We start from the raw sequence: 23,435 nt of genomic DNA on the forward strand, positions 1-23,435 counted from the left end.
CCGCTTCTAGCGCGGCTAGAGGCCTGTGTATCAGGAAGTCTTCGGCGCATGGGCGACGACGAAGATACGAGCCGCCTCCCTGGCCCGCGCCGCGCGCTTTTCGGGGGCCAGTTGCGGCACGTCCAGCATGGCGCGCAGATGGCCGTGACCCAGGACGAGGCCGGAGAACATCTCGGCCGCCTCCTCAGGATCGGAAACGTCCAGCCGCCCCAGCCGCGTCTGTTCCGCCAGCCACAGCGCCACCTCCTTCAGGCTCCGACGCGGGCCGGCCTCATAGATGGCGTGGGCCATCTCGGGCGCCTCGACCGACACCAGGGCCACGCCGCGCATCGAGCCGACCTTGTCGGCGCTGCACACCCGGTTCAACAGCGTCAGGGCCAGGGTCTCCAGCACCGTCTGGGGATCTCCCGTTCCGCGCAAAGGCGCGACGATGTCCTCGACCCGCTTGCTCGCCAGGGCCTGGGCGATCTCCAGCTTTGAGGCGAAACGGTTGTAGACCGTCTGTTTGGAGACGCCGGCCAGTTTGGCGATCTCGTCCATCTTGGCCTGCAATCCCTTGTCGGCGAACAGGGTCGCGGCGGCGTCCAGGATCGCCTCGCTCTTTCTTTCGTCCACCTGCCCGCGACGGCGCGCCATCAGTGGACGTCCGAGGGCGGCGCGCCCGCCTGGGCCTTCACCGGCTGGGCCGCCAGGGTGACGAAGGCCGCGCAGGCGCACAGGATTCCCAGCAAGGCGAAGGCGTCGCCGAACGCCATCGTCGTCGCCTGCTTCTGCAACATCCCATAGATGGCCTTCATCGCCGAGGCCGCCGGGTCGATGGAGCCGCCGAACCGCTGGGCCATGCCGGCCATCATCTGGCGCATCGCCTGATCGCCTTCATTGATCGCGCTGGTCAGCTCGCTCATGTGCAGAGCCGTGTTCGTGGTCAGGCTGGTGTTCAAAATCGCCAGGCCGAAGGCGCCGCCGACGTTGCGCGCCAGGTTGACCAGGCCCGAGGCGTTCTTGACCATGTGCGGCGGCAGGGTCGCCATCGTCACCTGCTGCGAGGCGATCATGGCCAGCATCACGCCCACGCCGCGGAAGGCCTGGATCGAGGCGAAATTCCAGAAGCCCCAGTTCTCGGTGACCACGCGGGCTTCCCACATGCCCCAGGCGCACAGCATGAAGCCGCCGAACATCAGGATGCGCGCATCCATCTTGCGCACCAGCCGCCCGGCGAAGGGGGCGGTGGCGAACATCGCCAGGCCCGAAACGACCATGGTGGTGCCCACCTCCGACGACGAATAGTCCAGCACCCGCCCCAAGAACAACGGCAACAGGAAGGTGCCGCCGAACAGGGCGAAACCGACGATGAAGGTCATGATGAAACCGACCAGGAAGTTGCGGTTGCCGAACGCGCGCAACTCAACGATCGGCTGGCGATAGGTCAGGGATCGCCAGATGAAAACCGGCCCGGCCACGGCCGCGACCACCGCCAGCAGCAGGATATGGGTGTCGTCGAACCAGTCGTTCTTGGCCCCTTCCTCCAGCACGAACTGCATGCTCATCAGGAAGGCGGCCATGAAGCCCAGGCCCCACCAGTCGAAGCCCTTGGCCAGGGATGGATCGCCCTTATCGAAGTTTCCGTACCGACCGACCAGGAACAGCACCAGCAGGCCTGGGCCCACATTGATGAAGAAGAGCCAGCGCCAGCTCAGCCATTCGGTCAGGTGTCCGCCCAGGGTCGGGCCGACGGTCGGGGCCAAGGTGACGATCAGGCCCATGACGACGCTGGCCGTGACCCGCTTGTCCGGCGGGAAGGCGGTGAAGGCGACGGCGAAGACGGTCGGGATCATGGCCCCGCCGACGAAGCCCTGGATGGCCCGGAACAGGATCATCATGTCGATGGAGGTCGACAGGCCCGTGGCGATGCTCATCAGCACGAAACCCGCGCACGAGGCCAGGAACAACCGCTGCGTCCCCCACAGGCGCGACAGGAAGCCCGACAGCGGGATCATCACCACCTCGGGGATCAGATAGGCGGTCTGGATCCAGCTGATCTCGTCGGCCGAGGCGCCCACGCCGGCCTGGATTTGGGGCAGGGAGGCGGCGACGATCTGGATGTCCAGAATGGCCATGAACTGGCCCACCACCATCCCGGCGAAGCCGAGCAGCAGCATGGTCCAGTTGATTTCGGGATGGCCGGCGACGGGGCCCTTTTTCGCGGCGGGGGCCCCGCCGTCTGCGGCGGGGTTGGCGGCGGTCACTGACCTGCGGTTCCCGTCGTAGCGGCCCCGATCGCGGCCTCGCCGAAGCTCTGGCCGCCCTGGCTCTTCAGGTCGATCTTGACGTCCACCGACAGGCCGGGACGCAGCGCCAGGCTGCGGTCGGCGCCGCTGACCACGATCCGCACGGGCACGCGCTGGGTGATCTTGGTGAAGTTGCCGGTGGCGTTCTCGACCGGGATCAGGGCGAACTCGGAGCCGGTGGCGGGGGCGAAGCTGTCGACGCGGCCCTCGATCTTGCGGCCGGGGAAGGCGTCGGCCGAAATCTCGACGGTCTGGCCCAGACGCACCTTGTCCAGCTGCGTCTCCTTGAAGTTGGCGACGATATAGGTGTTGGTCAGGGGCACGATGGACAGCAACTGGGTGCCGGCGTTGACGTATTGGCCGGCGCGGACGCTGCGGGCGCCGACGACGCCGGCGACGGGCGCGCGGATGACGGTGCGTTCAAGCGCGATGCGGGCCTGATCGACGACGGCGCGGGCCTGTTCGACGGCGGCGACGCTCTGCTGGCGGGTCGAGCCCAGCACGCCGGCGGTGCGCTGTTCGGCGACCAGGGCCGCCTGGGCCTGCTGCACGCTGGCGGAGGCGGTGGCGGCCGAGGCGCGCTCGGTCTGAATACGCTGCTGCGAGACCCAGCCCTGTTCGGCCAGCTTGCCGTAGCGATCGACCTCGGCGCGTGCCAGACCGGCCTGGGCGTTGGCCTGGGTCACGGCGGCGGCGCGGGCGGCGATGGTCGCCTGTTCCTGCTCGGCCTGGGCGTCGACATGGCCGACGGAGGCGATGGCGGCCGCCAGATTGGCCTCGGCCTGGGCCAGTTCGGCCTTCTGGTCGGAATCGTCCAGCCTGACCAGGATCTGGCCTGCCTCGACCCTCTGGTTGTCGCCGACCAGCACCTCGGTAACGCGCCCGGATAGCTGCGGGCTGACCAGGGTGGTGTCGGCCTGGACGAAGGCGTTGTCGGTGGTCTCCCACCGCTGGCCGTTCACCCACCAGATGACGCCGCCCACGATCAAGGCGAGGCCGACGATGACCGCCGCGAACAGCGGCAGGCGTTTCTTGAGTTCAGGCGACATAAGACATCCGGGGAGGGTGCGACGTTTTGAAGCGGCGCTAAAATGGACACCGCCGTCCAAAAATCAATGTCCAATCGTGCGAATGTTTGAACGTCCCCACGGCGGTGGGGGATTTCGTGTATCTTTCCCGCCGCATGACCGATCTCCCCAAGGCCTCGAATCCGCTTCCTTCACAGGTCGATGTCGTCGTGATCGGCGCCGGCGCGGCCGGGATCGCCGCCGCGCGTCGCCTGATGCGGCCGGGCTTGTCGATTTTGGTGCTGGAGGCCCGCGACCGCATCGGCGGGCGCGCCTGGACGCTCAGGGCCGAGGGCGAGGGGTTGGATATGGGCTGCGGCTGGCTGCATTCGGCCGACGACAATGTCCTGGCGGGCCGCGTCGAGGCCGAGGGGCTGACGCTGGACCACACACCGCCGCCCTGGCGCACCCAGGCCTTCGATCACGAGCTGACCCGTGCCGACCAAGCCGCGTTCGGCGAGGCCTTCGCCGCCTTCGACCAGCGCGTCACCGAGGCGGCCGCGCGGGGTGAAGACCGCCCGGCCTCCGACTTCTTCGATCCCGACAGCCGCTGGAACGCCCGGATGGACGCCATCTCCGGCGCCCTGAACGGCGCGCGCTTCGCCGAGGTGTCCAGCCTCGATTACGACGCCTATGGCGACACCGGCGTGAACTGGCGGGTGCGCGAGGGCTATGGTCGTCTGATCGCGCGGCTGGGCGAGGCTGTGTCGTCGGTCACGGTGACGGACTGCGCCGTGCGTCGCATCGACAGATCCGGCCCTCTGCTGCGACTGGAGACCAGTCGGGGCGAACTGACCGCGCGGATCGTGATCCTAACCGTGCCAAACAGTCTGATCGCCAGCGAGACCGTCCGCATTGACCCGCCCGTTCCGGCCCTGCTTGAGGCGACGGCGGGCGTGCCCCTGGGCCTGGCGTCCAAAGTGCATATGACGGTGCGCGGCGCGGGCGATTTTCAGCCCGACACCCAGCTGTGGACCCGCACCGACACGGCCGAAACCGGCGGCTATCATCTGCGGCCGTTCGGGCGGCCGATGATCGAGGCCTATTTCGGCGCCGACCTGGCCTGGGGGCTGGAGGCGCAGGGCCCAGCCGCCCTGTTCGACTTCGCCCTGTCCGAACTTGTCGCGGCCTTGGGCTCGGATATGCGCCGGCGGCTGGAAGCGGTCGCGGTCAGCGGATGGGGCGTCGATCCCTGGTCGCGCGGCGCCTATTCCCACGCCCTGCCGGGTCACGCGGCGGACCGGGCGAAACTGCGCGTGGCGGTCGAGGACCGGATCTTCCTGGCCGGCGAGGCGACCGCGCCCGTCTATTACGGCACGGCGCACGGCGCCTGGATGGAGGGGCGCCGCGCGGCAGAGGCGGCCCTGACGGCCCCAGCACTCAAGGGTCTGGGTCTTGACCCGCGTCGCGGCGACGCCGACAGCGAGGCATGAAGCCCGCCAAGGCCCGAAAATCCGTCGCGAAACCGGCCGCCAAACGCCCGCCCATCATGACCGGCGCGGCCATTCCCGTGCTGCGCTGGCCGCCGGACGAGGATCGGGTCGAGACCATCTTCGAACGCCTGTCCGGCGTCATGCCCGACCCCAAGACCGAGCTGAACTTCTCCAACCCCTACACCTTGGTCGTCGCCGTCGCCCTGTCGGCCCAGGCCACGGACGTTTCGGTCAACAAGGCGACCGACAAACTGTTCAAGGTCGCGGACACGCCGCAGAAGATGCTGGCTTTGGGCGAAGAGGGCCTGGTCCCCTACATCGCCTCCATCGGCCTTTATCGCGGCAAGGCGCGTAACGTCATCGCGCTGAGCCGCATCGTGCTGGAGCAGCATGGCGGCGAGATCCCGCTGAACCGCGCCGACCTTCAGGCCCTGCCGGGCGTGGGACGCAAGACGGCCTCGGTGGTGCTGAACGAGCTGGGGATCGAGGCGGCCATCGCCGTCGACACCCATGTCTTTCGCGTCTCGCACCGGCTGGGCCTGGCCAACGCCGCAACGCCGGACAAGGTCGAGGCCCAGTTGTTCAAGGTCGTGCCCGAGGACTGGCTGCCCAAGGCGCACCACTGGCTGATCCTGCACGGTCGCTACACCTGCACGGCGAAGAAGCCCAAATGCCTGTCCTGCATCATCGCCGACCTGTGCCCATCGCGGGCCGGGCTGCTGGCGCTGGGCGAGGCGGCTTAGGTTTCCAGCCGCGCCCTTACTGCCTCAGCGAAACCGGCGCCGTTCTGCGGATCATGGTCCAGGTAGAAGTCCGGCTCGATCAGTTCAGCCTCCATCAGCACCCAGGCCCCGGCGTCGTCGCGGGCCAGGTCGATGCGGGCGTAAAGCAGCGGCTCGTCGATGGCCGCCAGCACCTGCTGCGCCAGGGCCATGGCCTCGGCGCCCGGCGTGACGGTCGTATAGAGGCCGCCGAACTGCATCTGGATGCGGAAGTCGCCGGGCACGGGGCGCTTGTTGACCGCATGGCTGAACCGGCCGCCGAAGAACAGCAACGAGGTCTCGCCCTTGGTCTCGATGGATTTCAAATAGGGTTGGATCATCGCCGCGCCTTCGGGCGCATCGATCAAGGGTTGGCCGGGCGCCAGACGCAGGGTGCGAAACGCCCCGGCCGACACGGTCGGCTTGACGATCAGCAGCGGCGCGCCGGTCTCGGCGAAGGCGGCGTCCACTTGGTCCTGGGTCACGCTATCGGTCCAGCGAGTCGGTGGAATGGGCACGCCCTTGTCCGCCAGCCGCGCCAGATAGGCCTTGTCCGAGTTCCAGCGCAGCACCGGCGCCGGATTGGCGACCGGCAGTCCCGCTTGGGTCCAGGTCGCGCAGGCCTCCAGCCAGCGCCCATGATCGCGGTGATAGCCCCAGGCGATGACCGGCAGGATCAGGTCATAGGCCGCCAGACTCGAGGCGTCCTCGACATGATCGGTCCAGGGCGTCGGTGAAACCGTCGCGCCCGTGCTTTCCAGCGTCACCTTCAGCCGCTCCAGCACCTCGGGCCAGCGGCCGATATAGGAACGGTCGGACGGATCGGGGATCAGGACGGCGATCTGGGTCATATGCTCCTCATACCGAAGCGGGGGTGGGCATATAAGGGCTTCCTTATATGATTTCTGGTGACGCGGGTTCATTCACCGGCTAAGGCGCGATCATGACCCAGAACACCGCCCAATATGACGTCTGCGCCGTCGGCAACGCCATCGTCGATGTCCTCAGCCCCTGCGAGGCCGCCTTCCTGACGGCCCAGGACCTGGCGCCCAACTCCATGCAACTGGTCGACGCCGAACGCAGCGCCGCCCTGTATGACGCCATGGCGCCGGGCGTCGAGGCCTCGGGCGGTTCGGCCGGCAACACCGTGGCGGGCGTCGGCTCGTTCGGCGGTCGCGCGGCCTATATCGGCAAGGTCGCCGACGATACGCTGGGCGAGGTGTTCAGCCACGATATCCGCGCCGCCGGCGTCCACTTCGACACCCCGGTCCTGACGGGGGGCGCAGACCAAGGCTTCGGCACCGGCCGCTGCCTGATCAACGTCCTGTCGGACGGCGCGCGCACCATGGCCACCTTCCTGGGCGCCGCCAACCAACTGTATGCTGACGACATCGATGAGGCCCTGATCGCCTCCAGCGAGATCGTCTATCTGGAGGGCTATCTGTTCGACCCGGCGCCCGCCCGCGCCGCCTTCGAGCGGGCCGCCGCCGCCGCGCACACGGCGGGCCGCAAGGTCGCCATCACCCTGTCGGACACCTTCGTCGTCGCGCGCTGGCGCGCCGAACTGCTGGACTTCATCACCCAGTCCGCCGACATCGTCCTGGCCAATGAGGCCGAGCTGGGCGCCCTGTTCGAAACCGAAGACTTCGACGCCGCCGCCGCGAAGTTGGCCGCCATCGTCGAGATCGCCGCCGTCACGCGCGGCGAGCATGGCTCGGTCGTGATCAAGGGCGACGAGCGCGTTCTGGTCGCCGCCTATCCGGTCGCGAAGGTGATCGACACGACGGGCGCCGGCGACCAGTACGCCGCCGGCTTCCTGCTGGGCGTCGCGCGCGGCCTGACCCTGGAAGAAGCCGGCAAGCTGGGCTCGCTGGCGGCGTCGGAAGTCATCGCCCACTGGGGCCCGCGTCCGATGGTGAAGCTGGCCGATCTGGCTGGTGAGCACGGGCTGAAGATCTAGAAATCACCGTCTCCTCCCCACTTCGTGGGGAGGTGGCGCGGCGCTTCTTCAGCGCCGTGACGGAGGGGTTCTGCACCGCATCACAGGCGCCGGTGGGACTTCAAGAGCCCCTCCACCGCTTCGCGGTCCCCCTCCCCACAAGTGGGGAGGAGACGTCGGCTTTCAGCTCTTCCACCTCAGCGTCACCGGCTGGATCGGGTTGACGAACGGCCGGTCCTCCGCCCGGCTCTTGGCCCATTCACGCTTCAGCTGCTGGTACCATTTCGCCTGTCGATCGGCGTCGTCGATCCAGATCAGGGCGGGGTCATAGCGCAGGCCTTCGTTCTGCAGGTTCACCATGCCGCCGTCCTGCTTCAGGAAGGCGACAACCCCCATCCGCAGGAAGGGCTTGGCCAGGCCGAACACCCAGTGGTCGGACCAGAAGATCTGGGTGATGCGCGTCTTCGTGTCGGTGATCGGGGTCAGGCAGGTCAGGGCCAGCACCTGTTTTTCGCCCACCTGAATATGCTCCCAGCGGAAGCCGGGCAGGCGGAAGGTGATCTCGGTCGCCGGCGCGCCGCCTAGCACCTTGTAGAGACGGCTGTTCGACGACGGCGCGTGGCGCACCATGGCCCAGCCGAACTCGGTCGGGGCGAAAGCCTTGGCCTTTTCGTGCATCGAATGTTCAGACCGCCACCACCATTGCTGGTGGACGTAAGGCCCGTGGGCGGGATCCATCAGGCCGACGACGGCATGGTCGATATGGCTGTCGAAATCCATCGCCTCGACCAGCTTGGCCTCGCCGCCGACCACGCCGGGGAAGACCGGCGGCTCGTGGTCCGGGTCCATAGGATTTCGGGCGTCCGACGCCATCCAGACGAAGACGATCCCCTGGCTCTCGCGCACCGGATAGGACCGCACGCGGATGCGGTTGGCCTCGAACGCCTGATCCTCGACCAGGGACGGAATGGCGGCGCAGACCCCGTCGGTGCGGAAACGCCAGCCGTGATACGGGCATTCGACCGTCTCGCCCTCGCCGGGCTTCTCCACCAGTTTTCCCGCCGACAGGGGCGCGGCTCGGTGGGGGCAGATGTCGCGCATCGCATAGACCTGGCCCGCGCGGGTGCGGCCGATCAGCACCGGCTCGCCCATGATCTCGTAGCGTTTCAGACTGGCGGGCGCGACGTCGCGGCCCAGGGCGACGAAATACCAGGCGTCGGTGACGAACCCCTTGCCGAACGGACTGACGCCCGCCTTGGACGGGGCGGCTTCGGCCATGGGTGTGGCTTGGGTAGGCTGAACGGGAGCGGCGGTCATCCGCGCTGTTTAACAGCGTGGGCGTCGCAGCCATAGAGGGCGTGCGCCGAGGTAAGCGGGACGGTTTGTCCAAAAGCCTCCTCTCCTTTCGTCATCCTCCGGCAAGCCGCTCGCGGCGCAGACCGGGGGAGCCAGCGGCGCCGAAGGCGATGTGTCCACTGCGATGCTCGGACATCCACCCCGCGACAGCTTCGCGCTCACGCGCGCCGCTGGCTCCCCCGGTCGCTTCGCGCCGGAGGATGACGAAAGGAAAGATGCGCAGGCTTCCCCTGCCTGTCGCGGCGGGGCTATGTCTTGTTCGAAGAACGCCGCTCAGGTCGTCCAAGGGAAGTTTCGCCATGTTCCGCATCCTCGCCATCGCCGCCGCCATGCTAGGCGCGCCGGTCGTCGCCTCGGCCCAGGACGGCCACGGGATCCACCCCGAACACGGCCACAGCCCTGCAGCCTTCGTCTCCGACCGCATCCATGTCCGCGTCGACGGCGACATGGATGGGCGCGACATCATCCTGATCCCCGGCCTCAGTTCCTCGCCCGAGGTCTGGCAGGGGACGGTGGATCATCTGGCGGCCCAGGACGGCGCAGGCTGGCGCGTCCACCGTATCCACGTCCAGGGCTTCGCCGGCGCGCCGGCCGAGGGCAACGCCCAGGGCGCGACGCCCAGCCTCGTGGCCGCTCCGGTCGCCGAGGAAATCGCCCGCTACATCCGCGAGCAGGGGCTGACCAAGCCGGCCGTGGTCGGCCATTCGCTGGGCGGGACCATCGGCCTGATGCTGGCCGCGCGCCATCCCGACAGCGTGGGCAAACTGATGGTCGTGGACATGATCCCCTTCATGGGGGCGATGTTCGCAGCGCCGGGTGCGACCGCCGAAAGCGTGACCCCCGTCGCCGACCAGATCTGGACCGCCCAATCCACCAGCCCGCGCGAGGCCTATGTCGCCCAGGCCACGACCGCCATCACCGGCATGGTCAACACCGAGAGCCGCCGCGCCGAGGCGCTTGAGGACATGAGGACCAGCGACCAGAAGGTCTCCGCCGCCGCCTTCCGCGAACTAATCACCACTGACCTGCGTCCCGAACTGTCGCGCATCACGGCTCCGACCGAGGTGCTGTACGTCAAGTTCAACGATGCGCGCATGACGCCCCAGATCACCGACGCCATCTATCAGGCCTCATTCGCCAATCTGAAGGGCGTCGAACTGAAGCGCATCGACGACAGCGCCCACTTCATCATGTTTGACCAGCCCCAGGTCTTTTACGCCGACCTGGACGCCTTTCTTTCGGCGAAATAGCCGCTCACGATCCCGTGAAGTCGGCGGGACCGTTTCGGCGGTCGTTCATACGCGATACACAGCCCATGAACGAAAACCCGCCCAGCGCGGCATCTGAAGGATAGTCATGGCGGGTCCAGTTAACGCGGGCGGACAACAGGCGCAGGGCAAGCCCCGCCGGTCGGCCTGGCAACGGCTGTTCTACTGGAGCGCGGTGCTGGCCGTCTGGGGGTTGATATTCCTGGTCGTCTTTTTCGCCGTCTTCGCGCGCGGCCTGCCGGATACGTCGAGCCTGTACCAGGTCGATCGCCAGCCCTCCATCACCTATCTGGATCGCAACGGCGCCCTGATCGCGACGCGAGGCACGCAGATGGCGCCGCCCGCCGATCTGGACGCCTTGCCTGACTATGTTCCGGCGGCCTTCATCGCCATCGAGGACCGGCGCTTCTATCACCACCCCGGCTTCGACCCGATCGGCATGGCCCGCGCCATGGCGACGAACATGCGCGCCGGCCGCGTGGTGCAGGGCGGTTCGACCCTGACGCAACAACTGGCCAAGAACCTGTTCCTGACGCCCGACCAGAACATGCGCCGCAAGGTGCAGGAGCTGATGCTGGCCGTCTGGCTGGAGATGAAATTCTCCAAGAAGGAGATCCTGGCCCTGTATCTGAACCGGGTCTATTTCGGCGCCGGCGCCTATGGGATCGAGGCGGCCTCGCAACGCTATTTCGACAAGTCGGCCAAGAACCTGACCGTGGGCGAGGCCGCGCTGCTGGCGGGCCTGCTGAAGGCGCCGTCACGCTATTCGCCGGTGTCCGAGAGCGAGCGCGCCGCCGCCCGCGCCACCGTCGTCCTGAACGAGATGGAAGAGGCCGGCGTCATCACTGCGGCCCAGCGCGAACAGGCCGTGACCCAGCCGGTCATCGTCTCGCGCACCCTGGCGACCCAGCACGCCCAGTATTTCATCGACTGGCTGGACAAGTCGATCCGCAGCCTGGTCGGCGAACCGACCGAGGACATGGTGGTCGAGACCACCCTGGACCTGACGCTTCAGACCTCGGCCGAGCGGTCGGTGCGTCGCATCCTGGACCGCGACGAAGGCAAGGGCGTGCAGCAGGCGGCCCTGGTGGCCCTGGACGGCGACGGCCGGGTGCGGGCCATGATCGGCGGCGCCTCCTACGCCGACAGCCAGTTCAACCGCGCCGTCGATGCGAAACGCCAGGCGGGTTCGGCGTTCAAGCCCTTCGTCTATCTGGCGGCGGTCGAGGCCGGCTACACGCCCCAGACCCCGGTGGTCGATCAGCCGATCACCATCGGCGCCTGGTCGCCCCGCAACTATTCCGGCGCCTTCAGCGGCAATATGACCCTGGCCCAGGCCGTGGCCCAGTCCACCAATACGGTCGCCGCCTATGTCGCCGATCAGGTCGGTCGCGACAGCGTCGCCCGCGCCGCGCGCCGCCTGGGCATCGAAAGCCGCATCGGCCTGGAGCCGGCCATGGCCCTGGGCGCCGTCGAGGTTTCGCCGCTGGAGATGGCCACCGCCTATGACGCCTTCGCCAACGGCGGCCGCCGCGTCGACGCCTATGGCATCAGCCGCATCCGCACGCCCCAGGGCCGTGTCATTTATCAGCGCGAGACGGGCCAGAGCGGCCAGGCGATCAACAATCCGTCGCTCTACTACATGAACCAGATGCTGCGCGGCGTGGTCACCAGCGGCACGGGGCGCAGCGTGGCGATCGCTGGCCGCGACCTAGCCGGCAAGTCGGGCACGACCTCGGACTACAAGGACGCCTGGTTCGTCGGCTACACCGGCGGCTTCGTCACCGCCGTCTGGGTCGGCAAGGACGACAACACCGCCATGCGCGGCGTGACGGGCGGCTCGTCGCCCGCCGCCATCTGGAAGGGCTTCATGGAGGCGGCCCTGCCGCGCCTGAACGCCCCCCGCATCCCCGACGGCCCGGCCATGCCAGAGGGCTGGGTCGCGCCCGATCCCGTCGGCGACCTGATGAGCGGCCTGGACCACAACGGCCTGCCGGTCGAACCCGTCGATCCGCTGCTGGGCGAGCCCTATGTCGAAGACCCGGAGGGGCAGATTCAGCAGCCGTCGCCGCAGCAGCCGATGATGCGTCCGAATGCGCCTCAGCTCGCGCCCCGAGACGCGCCAAACCCGCAGCCGGAGGGCCGCCAGCCGCCCGAACGCAAGGGCGACGCCCTGTTCTTCTGACCCAGGGCGGGGCGCGCTTAACACGCGCTGATTTTGCCGTTACGTTGACGGCATGTCGGTGAGCGCAACGAACGACGATGAAACGACGACGCTCGTGATCGAGACGCCGGAGACGGCCGCTGTCGCCGCCCTGGACGACGTCAACGACATTCTGGAGGTCTGCGCCCGCGTCACCGGCATGGGCTATGTCGTCGTCGCCCATGTGACCGAGGATCGCTGGCTGGCCTGCGCCGTGCTGGACGAGGTGAACTTCGGCCTGCCGGTCGGGGGCGAACTGCCGATCCGCTCGACCCTGTGCAACGAGGTGCGCCAGACCCGTGCTCCTATCGCCTTCGACCAAGCTTCGGCGGACCAGCTCTGGCGCGACCACCACACGCCCAAGGCCTATGGGCTGGAAAGCTATATCGCCGTGCCCATCGTTCTGGACGACGGCGATTTCTTCGGCACCCTGTGCGCCATCGACCCCAAGCCGGCCCCGGCCTCGCGGCCCGAGACGGTGCGGATGTTCGAACTGTTCGCCCGCCTGATCGCCAGTCAACTGGATGCCGGCCGCCGATTGGCTCAGTCCGAGGCCGCCCTGCTGGATGCGCGCGAGACCGCGGAACTGCGCGACCAGTTCATCGCCGTCCTCGGCCACGATCTCCGTAATCCCCTGGCGGCGATCGAAGCGGGCGCGACTCTACTCGAGCGCAAGGTCACGGGCGAGGACACGCGCCGGATCCTGGGCGAGATGCGTGGCTCGGCGGGCCGAATGAGCCGGCTGATCAACGACGTGCTGGATTTCGCCCGCGGCCGTCTGGGCGGCGGGCTCAGCCTGGCGCGACGCCCCGTGACTGAGCTGCCGGCCATGCTGCATCAGGTGGTGGACGAACTACGCGCCGCCCACCCCGGCCGGATCGTCCAAACCGAGATCGTCCTGGTCGGCGCGGTGCCGGGCGACCCCGACCGGATCGCCCAACTGATGTCCAACCTTCTGGCCAACGCCCTTGTGCATGGCGATCCCAATCAGCCGGTGCGGGTGGCCGCCGCCGTGGTGGGCGAGACGTTCGAACTGTCCGTGGCCAATGGCGGCCGACCTATTCCGGCGACGGTGCAGCCGCGCCTGTTCCAGCCCTTCAACCGGCGCGACACGACCGATGTGCGCGACGGCCTGGGGCTGGGCCTCTATATCGCCAGCCAGATCGCGACCGCCCACGATGGCGAACTGACGGTCGTCTCGGACGAGGCCGAGACCCGGTTCGTCTTCCGCATGCCGGTCGTTCAGGCGCTTTAACGCCCCACGGCGTGCAGGGCCCCGCCGTAATCCTTCAGCCATTTTCGCCACGGCTTGTGATCCCCGACCAGACGTTCGACCACGGACCAATAGGCCGGGCTGTGGTCGGCGTGGACCAAGTGGGCGACCTCGTGGGCGGCGAGGTAGTCGATGACCGGCGGCGGGGCCATGATGACGCGCCAGGAATAGCGGATGGTGCGGTTGTGCGGGCTGCACGAGCCCCAGCGCGACCGAGTGTCGGCGATCGACATCTTCACCGGCTTTTGCCCCAGGGCGCGCAGGTGGTGGTCGGTGCGTTCCAGCAGGGTATCGCGCGCCTCGCGTTTCAACAGGTTCTCGACCCGCCGCGCATAGGCCTCGCCCTCGCCGCCCGAGCGGATGACGGTTCCCTCTTCGACCAGCCGCGCTGCGCCGGCGCCCGGCACGGCTTCCAGCCGCACAGGGCGACCGCGCAGGGAGATGACCTGTCCCGGCTCCAGCGGCCGACCCTTGGGCCGCACCGCCAACCGTTGGCAGATCCAGACGGACTTGGTGCGTGCGAAGGAGACGGCCTGGGTCAGGGCGCGCTCGGTCGGGGCGATGACCACGGCCTCGCCCGCCCGCGCATCGATCCGCACCGACAGGCGTCGCGCGCGTGGATTGACGGACAGTCTCAGCGTGGGGCCGGAACCGCCCCCTTCGTCAAGCGGCAGCCGCTGATCGTTGCGGTACGCCACCGACAGCCTCGTTCTGGGCGATGAAATCGCGGACGCGGGGATAGATTTCGTCACGGAAACGACGGCCGTTGAACACGCCGTAGTGGCCCACGCCCGGCTGGACATAGAGCACGCGGCGATCCTCCGGGATGTTGGGGCATAGACCGTGCGCGGCCTGGGTCTGGCCGACGCCGGAAATGTCGTCCTTCTCGCCCTCGACGGTCATCAGGCCGATGTCGGTGATCTTGGTCAGATCCACCTTGCGCCCGCGATGTTCCAAGAGGCCCCGCGCCAGCAGATGCTGCTGGAAGACGATGTCGATGGTCTGGAGATAGAACTCCTCGGTCAGGTCCAGCACCGACAGATATTCATCGTAGAATTCCTCGTGCTTGTCGACCCCGTCGCCGTCGCCGTCGATCAGGCTGTTGAAATAGTCCCAGTGCGCATCGCGGTGGCGCGCCTCGTTCATCGACATGAAGCTGTAGAGCTGAACGAAGCCCGGATAGACCCGTCGCCCGAACCCGGAATAGGGCAGGGGCACGGTGTGGATCATGTTCGACTTGAACCAGGTGAAGGGTTTCTCCTCCGCCAGTTGATTGGTCACGGTCGGCGACAGGCGCGCATCGATGGGCGAACCCATGAAGGTCATGGACAGGGGCCGGTTCTCGTCGCCGTCCTCGGCCATCACGGCCCCGGCCGCCAGCACCGGCTGGCCGGGCTGGCATACGCCGACGACATGGGCGCGGCCGCCGATCTCGGCCAGCATCATGCGGACGTGGTCGATATAGTCGAAGAAGTCGAACCGGCCCTCCAGCATCGGCACCTGGCGGGCGTTGATCCAGTCGGTGACATAGACGTCGTGGTCCTGAAGGAAGGCCTCGACCGTGCCGCGCAACAGGGTGGCGTAGTGGCCCGACAGCGGGGCCACGATCAGGACGGCGGGCGCGGCGACGGGTTTGCCCGCGCGCTTCAGGTCGCCGATGTTGCGCGCGAACCGGACCAGGCGGCACCAGGGGCTCTGCCAGATCACCTGTTCGGTGGTGCGGACGGTCTTGCCGCCGATCTCCAGGGTTTCCAGCTTCCAGTCCGGCTTGCCGTATCGCCGGGTGACGCTCTCGAACAGCTCGGCCGAGGCGTAGGCCGTGCGCCCGATCGCGGTGTCCGACGCCGGATTGAAGGGCGAGGTCCAGAAGTTGCGCGCCATCTGGGCGCCGACCCGGAACGGCAGGGCCGATTGGTAGGCGAGTTCATGAAATGCGTAGAGCATGACGATCCGTTACGGCCCATCGCCGTTTGTGCAGGGCAACATATAATGCATCACCCTGCAAAAGGATTATGAGGCAGCGGAATAGCCCTTAGTCGGATGAGCTCCCACGACACCCCGTCATCCTAGGCCTTGTGCCTAGGATCCATAGACTCGAACCCGTCCGTTGATCGACAGACGCCGGCCGCCGAACCTCATACACCGAGCGTATGGATTCTAGGCACAAGGCCTAGGATGACGAGCAGGGGGAAGATTCACCCCCGCGTGATCGCGTCCTCGATGATCTTGGTCGTTTTGTCCGGACCCATCCCATAGGCGACGGCGGTGCGGAACTTGCCGTCCGGCCCCATCAGATAGACGGTCAGGGAGTGGTTCATCGTATAGGCCTCGCCCTCGCCGACCTTCTCGTAGAAGGCGCGGTAAGCCTTGGCCGCCGTCGCCACCTGTTCCGGCGTGCCCGTCAGGCCGATGGTCCCCTTGGGAAAGCCGTCGGACGACAGATAGTCCTTCAGCGCCTGGGGTGTGTCGCGCTGGGGATCGACGCTGACGAAGACGATCTGCAGGTCCTTGGCCTTTTCGCCCAGCCGCTGCTGCACGACGGCCAGTTCCGCCAGGGTCGTGGGGCAGAACTCGGGGCAGTAGGTGAAGCCGAAGAAGACCAGGCTCCATTTGCCGTTCAGCATCGTCTGATCGACGGGCTGACCATCCTGGTTGACCAGGTTGAAATCACCGCCGACCAGCGGCTGGCCGGTCGATGTGATCTCGGCGCCGTTTGACGTGGGGCTGCGTCCGCTCACCACCACGACGGTGATGATGGCCAGGGCCACGGCGATGGCGATACAGGCGCCTGCGAACAGCAGGATGGAACGACGCGGCATGACGGCCTCTCACGAAACGGATCTGATCGGTCTATAGAAGCGGCGTGACCTCGACAGAAGCCCGCATTGCGCCGCATGGCGCGTCCTCATCCGATCCGCTGGACGATTGGCGCGATGCGCCACGGCGAGGGCGAGGCTTTTCCCTTCGCACCCTGATCGTTCTGCGCTGGCTGACCATCATCGGTCAGAGCGCGGCGATTCTGACGGCGCATCAGGGTCTGCACTTCCCCCTGCCGCTCTGGCCCTGCCTGATCGTCATCGCCATCAGCGCGGTGGTGAACCTGGGGGCGATGGCGCGGGTGCGGCGCTTGGAGGCCAGCCTGCCGGATGGGCGCCAGACGGCGATCCACCTGGGCTTCGACATCTTCCAGCTGGGCGTGCTGCTGGCCCTGACGGGCGGGCTGGAGAACCCATTCTGCCTCTTGTTGGTGGCGCCCGTGACCATAGCGGCGGCGGCCCTTCCGGCGCGCCAGGCCCTGATGCTGGGCGCGCTGGCCCTGATGGCGGTGGGCCTGTTGTTCTTCTGGTCCGAGCCTCTGCCTTGGCGCCCGTACGAGGATTTCCACCTGCCGACCCTGTATCGGCTGGGCATGGCGATGGCTCTGGTGACGGGCGTGGTCTTCACTGCTGGATACGCCTGGCGGGTGGCGGCCGATGCGGAAAAGCTGGAGCTGGCCCTAGCCACGACCCAGGACGTGCTGCAACGCGAACAGAGGCTGGCGGCCCTGGGCGGTCTGGCGGCGGCGGCGGCGCACGAACTGGGCACGCCGCTGGCGACCATTCAGGTCGTGGCCAAGGAGCTGCAACGCGCCTCGGCCCCCGACAGCGATGCGGCAGAGGATGCCGCCCTGATCCTGCAACAGGCCGAACGCTGCCGGGGCATCCTGACCCAGCTGTCGCAACAGCCCGAGGGCGACGACGCCCTCTATGCCGATGTGTCGCTGAAGGCCCTGCTGGAAGAGGTGGTCGAACCCCACCGCGGCTTCGACCTGGCGTTCGAGGTGCTGGTGAAGACGCCGCCCGGCCAGCCCGCGCCGCGCGTGCGCCGCCTGCCCGAGGTGGTCCACGGCCTGTCCACCCTGGTCGAGAACGCCGCCGACTTCGCTGCGACCACCGTGCGGGTCCAGGCCGTGGTCGACGCCGGCTGGATCGAGATCGACATCCTCGACGACGGACCGGGTTTCGCCAGCGACATCCTGCCCCGCCTGGGCGAACCCTATGTGACCAGTCGCCCCCAGGGCAAGGCGCGCCAGGCCCTGGCCGCCCAGATCGCCGCCGCCGCCCGCCCGTCCAAGCGCCGGGCAACGGTGGAGGCCCCCATCGCCCCCAGCCAAGGCGGCATGGGCCTGGGCTTCTTCATCGCCCGCACCCTCCTGGAACGCACCGGCGGCTCGGTCAGCGTGGGCCAGGGCTTGGCGCAATCCGAGACCAAGGGCGCACCGCGCGGCGCCCGCGTGGCCGTGCGCTGGGCGCGCCCGGCGCTGGAAGTCGCGGCATGAGCGGATTGGGTCTTAGCGTCGCAGGCGGAACCTTGGCCTTGACCCGCACGCTACCCGTCCCGACTTGAAGCGGCAGGAGAGAACCGAATGTCTGAACTAGAAGCCCGCATCGCCGCCCTGCCCGACAAGTCCCTGCTGCTGCTGGACGACGACCAGGCCCTGCGCACCCGCATGGGTCGCGCGCTGGAGGCGCGCGGCTTTCAGGTGACCACCGCCGAGTCCGTCGCCGAGGCGACCCAACTCTTGCGCGACAAGGCCCCGGCCTTCGCCGTGCTGGACATGCGGCTGGAGGACGGCAACGGCCTCAAGGTCGTCGAGGCCGTGCGCGAGAAGCGCGAGGACGCCCGCATCGTCATGCTGACCGGATACGGCGCCATCGCCACGGCGGTCGCGGCGGTCAAGGCCGGCGCCGTCGACTATCTGTCCAAGCCCGCCGACGCCGACGACGTGGTCAAGGCCCTCCTCGCCACCGGCGATTCGCCCGAGCCACCCGAAAACCCCATGAGCGCCGACCGGGTCCGCTGGGAGCATATCCAGCGCGTCTATGAGCTGTGTGACCACAATGTCTCGGAAACCGCCCGCCGCCTGGGCATGCACCGCCGCACCCTGCAACGCATCCTGGCCAAACGCGCGCCGAGGTAGCGCGGCTCAATCCTCGTCGTCGTCCTCGGACGCATCGGGGATTTCCGGGGTGACCACGGTCGGGGCAATGGTCTTGATCTCCCCCAGCTTGGCGCCCGGGAAGGCCAGCATCACCGCCTTGATGAAGGGATTGGCCTCGACCTCGGCGCGTTCGGCGGCGCGGGCTTTTTTCTGGAGTTCGATCACCGTCTCGGCGCCGCCCTGACCGTTGGCGGCGATCAGCCAGGTGCGCCCGGTCCATTCGCGCAGACGCGCCGACAGTTTGCGCGCCAGTTCGATGGGCGCGCCCTGGACGCTTTCATAGACGATGGCGCCGGGCTTGAACGAGACCGGCTTCACATACCGCTCCACGTCCATCTGAAGCCCGACCTCGCGCTTCTCGCCGATCAGGGCGACGACCTGTTCGAAGGTCTGCGGATCGGGCAGGGCGGGGGCCATCACCGGCCGCGCCGCCAGCTGCGCCGAGGTTCCACCGCCGCCGCCTCCACCGCCGCCACGCGGGGCCGAGCCGCCGCCCAGCGGTTCGCCGGACTGGAGCCGTTTCAGCGCCTCCTCCGGTCCCGGCAGATCGGCCGCATAGGCCAGACGCACGATGGCCATCTCGACCGCATCGGCCGGATTGGGCGCGCGCCGGACCTCGTCCAGCGCCTTCAGCAGCATCTGCCAGGTGCGCGACAGGGTCGCCGCCGGAATGGCCGCGCCAAGGGCCGCCAGCTTCTGCGCCTGGTCATTGGGCAGGCGCGTCGCGTTCGGACCCAGCATCTTTGCGACCGACGCCGCGTGACAATGTTCCAGCAGGTCGTTGGTCACCTGCACCGGATCGGCGCCGAAACCGTAAAGGGTGCGGAAGCTTTCCAGCGCCTCGGGCGTGCGGCCGGCCATGACGCTTTCGAACAGGGCGATGGTCTGGGTCCGGTCGGCCAGCCCCAGCATGTCGCGCACCGTCTCGGTCTTTACCGTCTCGCCCCGCTCGGCCTGAACCAGGGCCTGATCCAGCAAGCTCAGCCCGTCGCGCACCGACCCCTCGGCCGCGCGCGAGATCAAAGCGAGCGCGTCCGTCTCGATCTTCATGCCTTCGCGATCCGCGATCCGGCCCAGATGCTCGACCAGCACCTCCGGCTCTACGCGGCGCAGGTCGAACCGCTGGCACCGGCTCAGGATCGTCACCGGCACCTTGCGGATCTCTGTGGTGGCGAAGATGAATTTGGCGTGGGGCGGCGGCTCTTCCAGCGTCTTCAGCAGGGCGTTGAACGCCTGCGTCGACAGCATGTGGACCTCGTCCAGCACATAGACCTTGTAGCGTGCCTCGACCGGCGCATACCGGACGCTTTCCAGGATGTCGCGAATGTCGTTGACGCCGGTGTGGGACGCCGCGTCCATCTCCATCACGTCCATGTGCTGGCCGGCCATGATGGCGGCGTCGTGCCGGCCGTGGGCGGTCAGGGTCAGCGACGGCTTGTCGATGACGTCGGTCTCGTTGTTCAGGGCGCGCGCCAATAGACGGGCGGTGGTCGTCTTGCCGACGCCCCGCACCCCGGTCAGCATGAAGGCGTGGGCGATCCGGCCGGTGGCGAAGGCGTTGGTCAGGGTGCGCACCATCGCCTCCTGCCCGATCAGATCCTCGAACGTGCGCGGCCGGTATTTGCGCGCCAGCACCTGATAGGCCGCCCCGTCGTCCACATGGGCCTCGACATCGGCATGGGCGGGGGCGGGCTTGCCCACGACAGGCGCAGAGACGGGCGCCGCGACCGGCTCAGGCGCCGCAGCGGGCGCGCCGAACATGTCGTCGGTGTTCTCGTCGCGCTGGACGACGTCGTCCTCTTCCCAAGGCGGGCCGTCGAGATTCGTGTCGCTGTCCGTCATGGGGAGAAGTCTTACAGCGGGTCCGGGGCGGGTAGAAGCGATTCAATCTCCCTTCTCCCCTCGGGGGAGAAGGTGGGCCCGAAGGGCTCGGATGAGGGGGCTCTGTCCGCCCCACTGACGGCAAGAGCTGTCCTGCGTCTGGCAGCCCCCTCATCCGTCTCGCTCCGCGAGCCACCTTCTCCCCCGAGGGGAGAAGGGAGACGCGCACGCGCTCAAGCAGAGACCCGCCATGCGGCGAGGGATAGCGCACAATCGCGCTCAAGCAGCGAGCGACCGCGTCGCGAGCGTAGCGCCCAAAGAAAGAGAGAAGTAGAGACCGCGACCCGAAGGGGAATTCGTTGTGGCTGCTGCCTTCCGGCCCTGACCAAGTTGGCGAAACCTTCGCCCGCGATCTCCGAGCGGAGATATGACGGGTGCGGCCGTCGGAATCAAGAGCTACAAAACCCGCATGGCCCATCAGAACACCTTCGCCGGCAATCCGCTCGATCGGGCCGGCGACCTGCGCAACGATCCCGACTGGCTGGCCGAGCAGGCAGGCAAGCCCTACGCCCAGGCCATGGTCCTGTGGGAAGGTCGGCCCCTGATCGCAGAGACGGCCGAGGGGCCGCGCCTGACCTGGCTGGCGATAAGCCATGCGCGCACCCTGGTGCGGGATCGCGAGGCGTTTCTGGGCCTCTGGAATGACGAACCCGTCTTCGCCATCGAGTTCGAGGGCTCCATCGATCCGACCGACGGGCCGCTGTCGGGCGTCGGCGCCTTTCAAGAGCTGCGGGCGGCGGCGGCCGTCCTGCCGGCGGCGGATGCGGCCATGGCGGGTGGGGCCAAGAGCCTGTTCGACTGGCGGCGCAGGCACGGTTTCTGCGCCAACTGCGGCACGCTGACCGAGACGGCCTCAGGCGGCTGGAAGCGCCGCTGCCCGGCCTGCGGGAGCGAGCATTTCCCGCGCGTCGATCCGGTCACCATCATGCTGCCGGTTTATAAAGGCGGCGCGGAACCCATCTGTCTGCTGGGCCGTCAGGCGGCCTGGCCCGAGGGGCGGATGTCGGCCCTGGCCGGTTTCCTGGAGCCCGGCGAATCCATCGAGGAGGCCTGCGCCCGAGAGGTCAAGGAAGAGGCCGGTCTGACCGTGATCGCCACGGCCTATCACTCCAGCCAGCCCTGGCCCTTCCCGTCGCAACTGATGATCGGCTTGATCGCCGAGGTCTCGGACGATCAGGCCCGACCCGACCAGACCGAGCTGGAATCGGTGGCCTGGCTGACGCGGGCCGAGGCGCGCGCAGTGCTGGCCGGCGAACACCCCACCATCCAGGCCCCGCCCCCCTTCGCCATCGCCCACAGTTTGATCCAAGCCTGGGTCGAGGAGGCCTAGGCCAACGTCCGCGCCGCCTCCAGGTCCGCGGGATTGTCGACCGACAGGGGCGCTTCGTCGATGACGGCGGCCCAGATCTGCATCCCCATCTCCAGGGCGCGCAACTGTTCCAGCTTCTCACGCGTCTCCAGCGGCGATTGCGGCGCGGCGCAGAAGCGGTTCAGGGCCTCGCGGCGATAGCCATAGACGCCGATGTGCCGCCAGATGGGCGCGTCGCCATACAGGGTCGAGCGGGTGAAATAGAGGGCGCGGCCCTGGCGCTCGTTCTCACCCAACGCCAGCACCGCCTTGACCACGTCGGGATTGGTCCGGTCCGACGCCTCTGCCTCGGTGGCGACCAGGGTGGCGATGTCGCACGTCGGCTCGCCATGCAGGATGGCGGCGCAGGCGACGGCCAGGCCGGGGCTGGCGAAGGGCATGTCGCCCTGTACGTTGATGACCGCGTCAAAATCGCCTTCCGGATCGATGGCGTCTACGGCGGCCCGGATGCGATCCGAGCCCGAGGGTAGGGCTGGGTCGGTCAATATGGCCCTTCCCCCCGCCGCCTCGATCGCCTCGACGATCTCGGGATCGCCGGCGGCGACCACGACCGGCAGGCCCGAGGCCTCGGCCTGGCGATAGGCCCGCACGATCATCGGCACCTCGCCGATCAGCGCCAGCGGCTTGTTCGGCAGACGAGTCGCCGCCATGCGAGCGGGTATCATTATCAACGGATTCATCGACTTCCCTGACGCCTGTCTGGCCCAACGCGTACCGGGCCGGTTGCGAAGGCGGCGCTACCGTGCCAGAGACGCCAACGCAAGATTATGTCCGGGGCGTGTTTTCGAGGGGCCCGGCCGGCAGAGGGATTCGACCAGGCGCATGAGCGGCGATCTTAAGTGGAACAAGATTTTCGGTGCGGCTCTGGGGACGGCCTTCGTCATCCTGGTCGTGCAACAGGCCTCTGGCCTGATCTATCATTCCGAACCCCCGGAAAAGATGGGCTATTTCGTCGATGCGCCGGACGAGGCCGCCGGCGGTGAAGCGCCCGAACTGGCGCCCGACTGGGGCACGGTCCTGCCGACGGCCGATCTCGCCGCCGGCGAGGCCGCCTTCGCGCGCTGCCAGGCCTGCCATGACGCGCACCAGGGCGGCGCCGACAAGATCGGTCCGAATCTGTGGGGCGTGGTCGGTGGTCCGGTCGAGCACCGTCCGGGCTTCGCCTATTCCGACGCGATGACCAAGCACAAGGCCGAAGAGCCGACCTGGGGCTATGACCAGCTCAACAGCTTCATCACCGCCCCGGCCAAATACGTCCCCGGCACCAAGATGTCCTTCGCCGGCATCCGCGACACTCAAACGCGCATCAACCTGATCGCCTGGCTGCGTACGCAAGGCTCGGGCGGCTTTGCTGTCCCCGCCCCGGATCCCGCCCGTCAGCCCGGCGCGGCTGCGCCTGCCGCTGGTGCAGAAGCGCCCGTCACCGAAGGCGCTGCGGCGACCGAGGCGACCGGCACGACCCCGGCCGAGGGCGCGCCCGCTGCGGCCCAGGCCACGCCGGCGGCTCCGCCCGCCGCGACCAGCACGGCGCCGGCCAACCACTGATCGCGACAGCGACGCCAAGACGACAAAAGGGCGGCCCCGACGGGCCGCCCTTCTTCGTTTGCGCTGGACGC

Annotated in this window: 20 protein-coding genes and 1 other RNA gene; 10 read left to right on the top strand and 11 right to left on the bottom strand. The window is 68.1% G+C overall.

Annotated elements, in window-relative coordinates:
* Nucleotides 1-30: 30 nt before the first annotated feature.
* From ACZZZD_RS11905 to ACZZZD_RS11915, 3 genes are read right to left on the bottom strand one after another with little or no spacing between them, the layout of a single operon-like run.
* Nucleotides 31-636, bottom strand: coding sequence for a TetR/AcrR family transcriptional regulator (locus ACZZZD_RS11905; RefSeq protein ID WP_463435273.1), 606 nt, complete (start codon nucleotides 634-636; stop codon nucleotides 31-33).
* Nucleotides 636-2,246, bottom strand: a complete 1,611-nt coding sequence (locus tag ACZZZD_RS11910; RefSeq protein WP_463435275.1) for a DHA2 family efflux MFS transporter permease subunit — start codon at nucleotides 2,244-2,246, stop codon at nucleotides 636-638. The genes ACZZZD_RS11905 and ACZZZD_RS11910 overlap by 1 nt, the downstream gene beginning before the upstream one ends.
* Nucleotides 2,243-3,337 carry an HlyD family secretion protein gene (locus tag ACZZZD_RS11915; protein ID WP_463435277.1) on the bottom strand — a complete coding sequence of 365 codons (1,095 nt, stop codon included), beginning with the start codon at nucleotides 3,335-3,337 and terminating at the stop codon, nucleotides 2,243-2,245. Before ACZZZD_RS11915 ends, ACZZZD_RS11910 begins: the two co-directional genes overlap by 4 nt.
* A gap of 134 nt (nucleotides 3,338-3,471) precedes the next feature.
* Between ACZZZD_RS11915 and ACZZZD_RS11920 the strand changes: the two genes are divergently transcribed.
* Together ACZZZD_RS11920 and nth are read left to right on the top strand one after the other, a co-directional pair.
* On the top strand, nucleotides 3,472-4,788 hold the full coding sequence (locus ACZZZD_RS11920) for a flavin monoamine oxidase family protein (RefSeq protein ID WP_463435278.1): 1,317 nt from the start codon (nucleotides 3,472-3,474) through the stop codon (nucleotides 4,786-4,788).
* A complete protein-coding gene (gene nth, locus ACZZZD_RS11925; RefSeq protein WP_463435280.1) occupies nucleotides 4,785-5,531 on the top strand; it encodes an endonuclease III in 747 nt (248 codons plus the stop codon). The genes ACZZZD_RS11920 and nth overlap by 4 nt, the downstream gene beginning before the upstream one ends.
* Here nth and ACZZZD_RS11930 read toward each other — a convergent pair.
* Nucleotides 5,528-6,400, bottom strand: a complete 873-nt coding sequence (locus tag ACZZZD_RS11930) for an ATP-grasp domain-containing protein (RefSeq protein WP_463435281.1) — start codon at nucleotides 6,398-6,400, stop codon at nucleotides 5,528-5,530. The genes nth and ACZZZD_RS11930 overlap by 4 nt on opposite strands.
* Before the next feature lie 92 nt (nucleotides 6,401-6,492).
* On the opposite strand from ACZZZD_RS11930, the gene ACZZZD_RS11935 reads away from it, so the two are divergent.
* Nucleotides 6,493-7,509 carry an adenosine kinase gene (locus ACZZZD_RS11935; protein WP_463435282.1) on the top strand — a complete coding sequence of 339 codons (1,017 nt, stop codon included), beginning with the start codon at nucleotides 6,493-6,495 and terminating at the stop codon, nucleotides 7,507-7,509.
* Between the two features lie 162 nt (nucleotides 7,510-7,671).
* Here ACZZZD_RS11935 and ACZZZD_RS11940 read toward each other — a convergent pair whose 3' ends face one another.
* Nucleotides 7,672-8,766, bottom strand: a complete 1,095-nt coding sequence (locus ACZZZD_RS11940; RefSeq protein WP_463435284.1) for a Rieske 2Fe-2S domain-containing protein — start codon at nucleotides 8,764-8,766, stop codon at nucleotides 7,672-7,674.
* A 377-nt stretch (nucleotides 8,767-9,143) separates the two neighbouring features.
* On the opposite strand from ACZZZD_RS11940, the gene ACZZZD_RS11945 reads away from it, so the two are divergent.
* The 3 genes from ACZZZD_RS11945 (at nucleotide 9,144) to ACZZZD_RS11955 (ending at nucleotide 13,570) form a co-directional block, all read left to right on the top strand.
* The gene (locus ACZZZD_RS11945) at nucleotides 9,144-10,094 is read left to right on the top strand and encodes an alpha/beta fold hydrolase (RefSeq protein WP_463435286.1); all 951 of its coding nucleotides are present in this window, start codon (nucleotides 9,144-9,146) and stop codon (nucleotides 10,092-10,094) included.
* 106 nt (nucleotides 10,095-10,200) lie between these two features.
* A complete protein-coding gene (locus ACZZZD_RS11950) occupies nucleotides 10,201-12,297 on the top strand; it encodes a transglycosylase domain-containing protein (RefSeq protein ID WP_463435287.1) in 2,097 nt (698 codons plus the stop codon).
* Nucleotides 12,298-12,391: 94 nt separating this feature from the next.
* Complete coding sequence (locus ACZZZD_RS11955; RefSeq protein WP_463435289.1) at nucleotides 12,392-13,570, top strand: GAF domain-containing sensor histidine kinase; 1,179 nt, start codon at nucleotides 12,392-12,394, stop codon at nucleotides 13,568-13,570.
* Here ACZZZD_RS11955 and ACZZZD_RS11960 read toward each other — a convergent pair.
* From ACZZZD_RS11960 to ACZZZD_RS11970, 3 genes are all read right to left on the bottom strand, one after another.
* Entirely contained in the window at nucleotides 13,567-14,286 is a 720-nt protein-coding gene (locus tag ACZZZD_RS11960) for a M48 family metallopeptidase (protein ID WP_463435291.1), read from the bottom strand. The genes ACZZZD_RS11955 and ACZZZD_RS11960 overlap by 4 nt on opposite strands.
* Nucleotides 14,252-15,532, bottom strand: coding sequence for a polyhydroxyalkanoate depolymerase (locus tag ACZZZD_RS11965; RefSeq protein WP_463435292.1), 1,281 nt, complete (start codon nucleotides 15,530-15,532; stop codon nucleotides 14,252-14,254). Before ACZZZD_RS11965 ends, ACZZZD_RS11960 begins: the two co-directional genes overlap by 35 nt.
* 251 nt (nucleotides 15,533-15,783) lie before the next feature.
* A complete protein-coding gene (locus tag ACZZZD_RS11970; RefSeq protein ID WP_463435293.1) occupies nucleotides 15,784-16,407 on the bottom strand; it encodes an SCO family protein in 624 nt (207 codons plus the stop codon).
* Nucleotides 16,408-16,451: 44 nt separating this feature from the next.
* On the opposite strand from ACZZZD_RS11970, the gene ACZZZD_RS11975 reads away from it, so the two are divergent.
* Both ACZZZD_RS11975 and ACZZZD_RS11980 read left to right on the top strand, forming a co-directional pair.
* Nucleotides 16,452-17,906 (top strand): ActS/PrrB/RegB family redox-sensitive histidine kinase, encoded by a 1,455-nt coding sequence (locus ACZZZD_RS11975; RefSeq protein ID WP_463435295.1) that lies wholly within the window; start codon nucleotides 16,452-16,454, stop codon nucleotides 17,904-17,906.
* Nucleotides 17,907-17,993: 87 nt separating this feature from the next.
* A complete protein-coding gene (locus tag ACZZZD_RS11980) occupies nucleotides 17,994-18,548 on the top strand; it encodes an ActR/PrrA/RegA family redox response regulator transcription factor (RefSeq protein ID WP_135194551.1) in 555 nt (184 codons plus the stop codon).
* 6 nt (nucleotides 18,549-18,554) lie between these two features.
* Here the strand turns inward: ACZZZD_RS11980 and ACZZZD_RS11985 are convergent, their stop codons facing one another.
* Nucleotides 18,555-20,411 carry a DNA polymerase III subunit gamma/tau gene (locus tag ACZZZD_RS11985; RefSeq protein ID WP_463435298.1) on the bottom strand — a complete coding sequence of 619 codons (1,857 nt, stop codon included), beginning with the start codon at nucleotides 20,409-20,411 and terminating at the stop codon, nucleotides 18,555-18,557.
* 305 nt (nucleotides 20,412-20,716) lie between these two features.
* An RNA gene (ffs, locus tag ACZZZD_RS11990) (signal recognition particle sRNA small type) lies at nucleotides 20,717-20,810 on the bottom strand.
* A 49-nt stretch (nucleotides 20,811-20,859) separates the two neighbouring features.
* Between ffs and nudC the strand changes: the two genes are divergently transcribed.
* The gene (nudC, locus tag ACZZZD_RS11995; protein ID WP_463435300.1) at nucleotides 20,860-21,780 is read left to right on the top strand and encodes an NAD(+) diphosphatase; all 921 of its coding nucleotides are present in this window, start codon (nucleotides 20,860-20,862) and stop codon (nucleotides 21,778-21,780) included.
* Here nudC and ACZZZD_RS12000 read toward each other — a convergent pair.
* Nucleotides 21,777-22,499, bottom strand: a complete 723-nt coding sequence (locus ACZZZD_RS12000; protein WP_463435302.1) for a 3-deoxy-manno-octulosonate cytidylyltransferase — start codon at nucleotides 22,497-22,499, stop codon at nucleotides 21,777-21,779. The two genes, nudC and ACZZZD_RS12000, sit on opposite strands and share 4 nt — an antisense overlap.
* Nucleotides 22,500-22,641: 142 nt before the next feature.
* On the opposite strand from ACZZZD_RS12000, the gene ACZZZD_RS12005 reads away from it, so the two are divergent.
* Nucleotides 22,642-23,364, top strand: coding sequence for a c-type cytochrome (locus ACZZZD_RS12005; RefSeq protein WP_463435304.1), 723 nt, complete (start codon nucleotides 22,642-22,644; stop codon nucleotides 23,362-23,364).
* Nucleotides 23,365-23,435: the final 71 nt, after the last annotated feature.

This window comes from Brevundimonas sp. AC546 (genome assembly GCF_979258305.1).

Excerpts from the sequence above, each read along its gene's own strand:
- ACZZZD_RS11905 (WP_463435273.1), bottom strand. The coding sequence starts at position 636 with ATGGCGCGCCGTCGCGGGCAGGTGGACGAAAGAAAGAGCGAGGCGATC.
- ACZZZD_RS11915 (WP_463435277.1), bottom strand. The coding sequence starts at position 3,337 with ATGTCGCCTGAACTCAAGAAACGCCTGCCGCTGTTCGCGGCGGTCATC.
- ACZZZD_RS11920 (WP_463435278.1), top strand. The coding sequence starts at position 3,472 with ATGACCGATCTCCCCAAGGCCTCGAATCCGCTTCCTTCACAGGTCGAT.
- nth (WP_463435280.1), top strand. The coding sequence starts at position 4,785 with ATGAAGCCCGCCAAGGCCCGAAAATCCGTCGCGAAACCGGCCGCCAAA.
- ACZZZD_RS11930 (WP_463435281.1), bottom strand. The coding sequence starts at position 6,400 with ATGACCCAGATCGCCGTCCTGATCCCCGATCCGTCCGACCGTTCCTAT.
- ACZZZD_RS11935 (WP_463435282.1), top strand. The coding sequence starts at position 6,493 with ATGACCCAGAACACCGCCCAATATGACGTCTGCGCCGTCGGCAACGCC.
- ACZZZD_RS11940 (WP_463435284.1), bottom strand. The coding sequence starts at position 8,766 with ATGGCCGAAGCCGCCCCGTCCAAGGCGGGCGTCAGTCCGTTCGGCAAG.
- ACZZZD_RS11945 (WP_463435286.1), top strand. The coding sequence starts at position 9,144 with ATGTTCCGCATCCTCGCCATCGCCGCCGCCATGCTAGGCGCGCCGGTC.
- ACZZZD_RS11950 (WP_463435287.1), top strand. The coding sequence starts at position 10,201 with ATGGCGGGTCCAGTTAACGCGGGCGGACAACAGGCGCAGGGCAAGCCC.
- ACZZZD_RS11965 (WP_463435292.1), bottom strand. The coding sequence starts at position 15,532 with ATGCTCTACGCATTTCATGAACTCGCCTACCAATCGGCCCTGCCGTTC.
- ACZZZD_RS11970 (WP_463435293.1), bottom strand. The coding sequence starts at position 16,407 with ATGCCGCGTCGTTCCATCCTGCTGTTCGCAGGCGCCTGTATCGCCATC.
- ACZZZD_RS11980 (WP_135194551.1), top strand. The coding sequence starts at position 17,994 with ATGTCTGAACTAGAAGCCCGCATCGCCGCCCTGCCCGACAAGTCCCTG.
- ACZZZD_RS11985 (WP_463435298.1), bottom strand. The coding sequence starts at position 20,411 with ATGACGGACAGCGACACGAATCTCGACGGCCCGCCTTGGGAAGAGGAC.
- nudC (WP_463435300.1), top strand. The coding sequence starts at position 20,860 with ATGGCCCATCAGAACACCTTCGCCGGCAATCCGCTCGATCGGGCCGGC.
- ACZZZD_RS12000 (WP_463435302.1), bottom strand. The coding sequence starts at position 22,499 with ATGAATCCGTTGATAATGATACCCGCTCGCATGGCGGCGACTCGTCTG.
- ACZZZD_RS12005 (WP_463435304.1), top strand. The coding sequence starts at position 22,642 with ATGAGCGGCGATCTTAAGTGGAACAAGATTTTCGGTGCGGCTCTGGGG.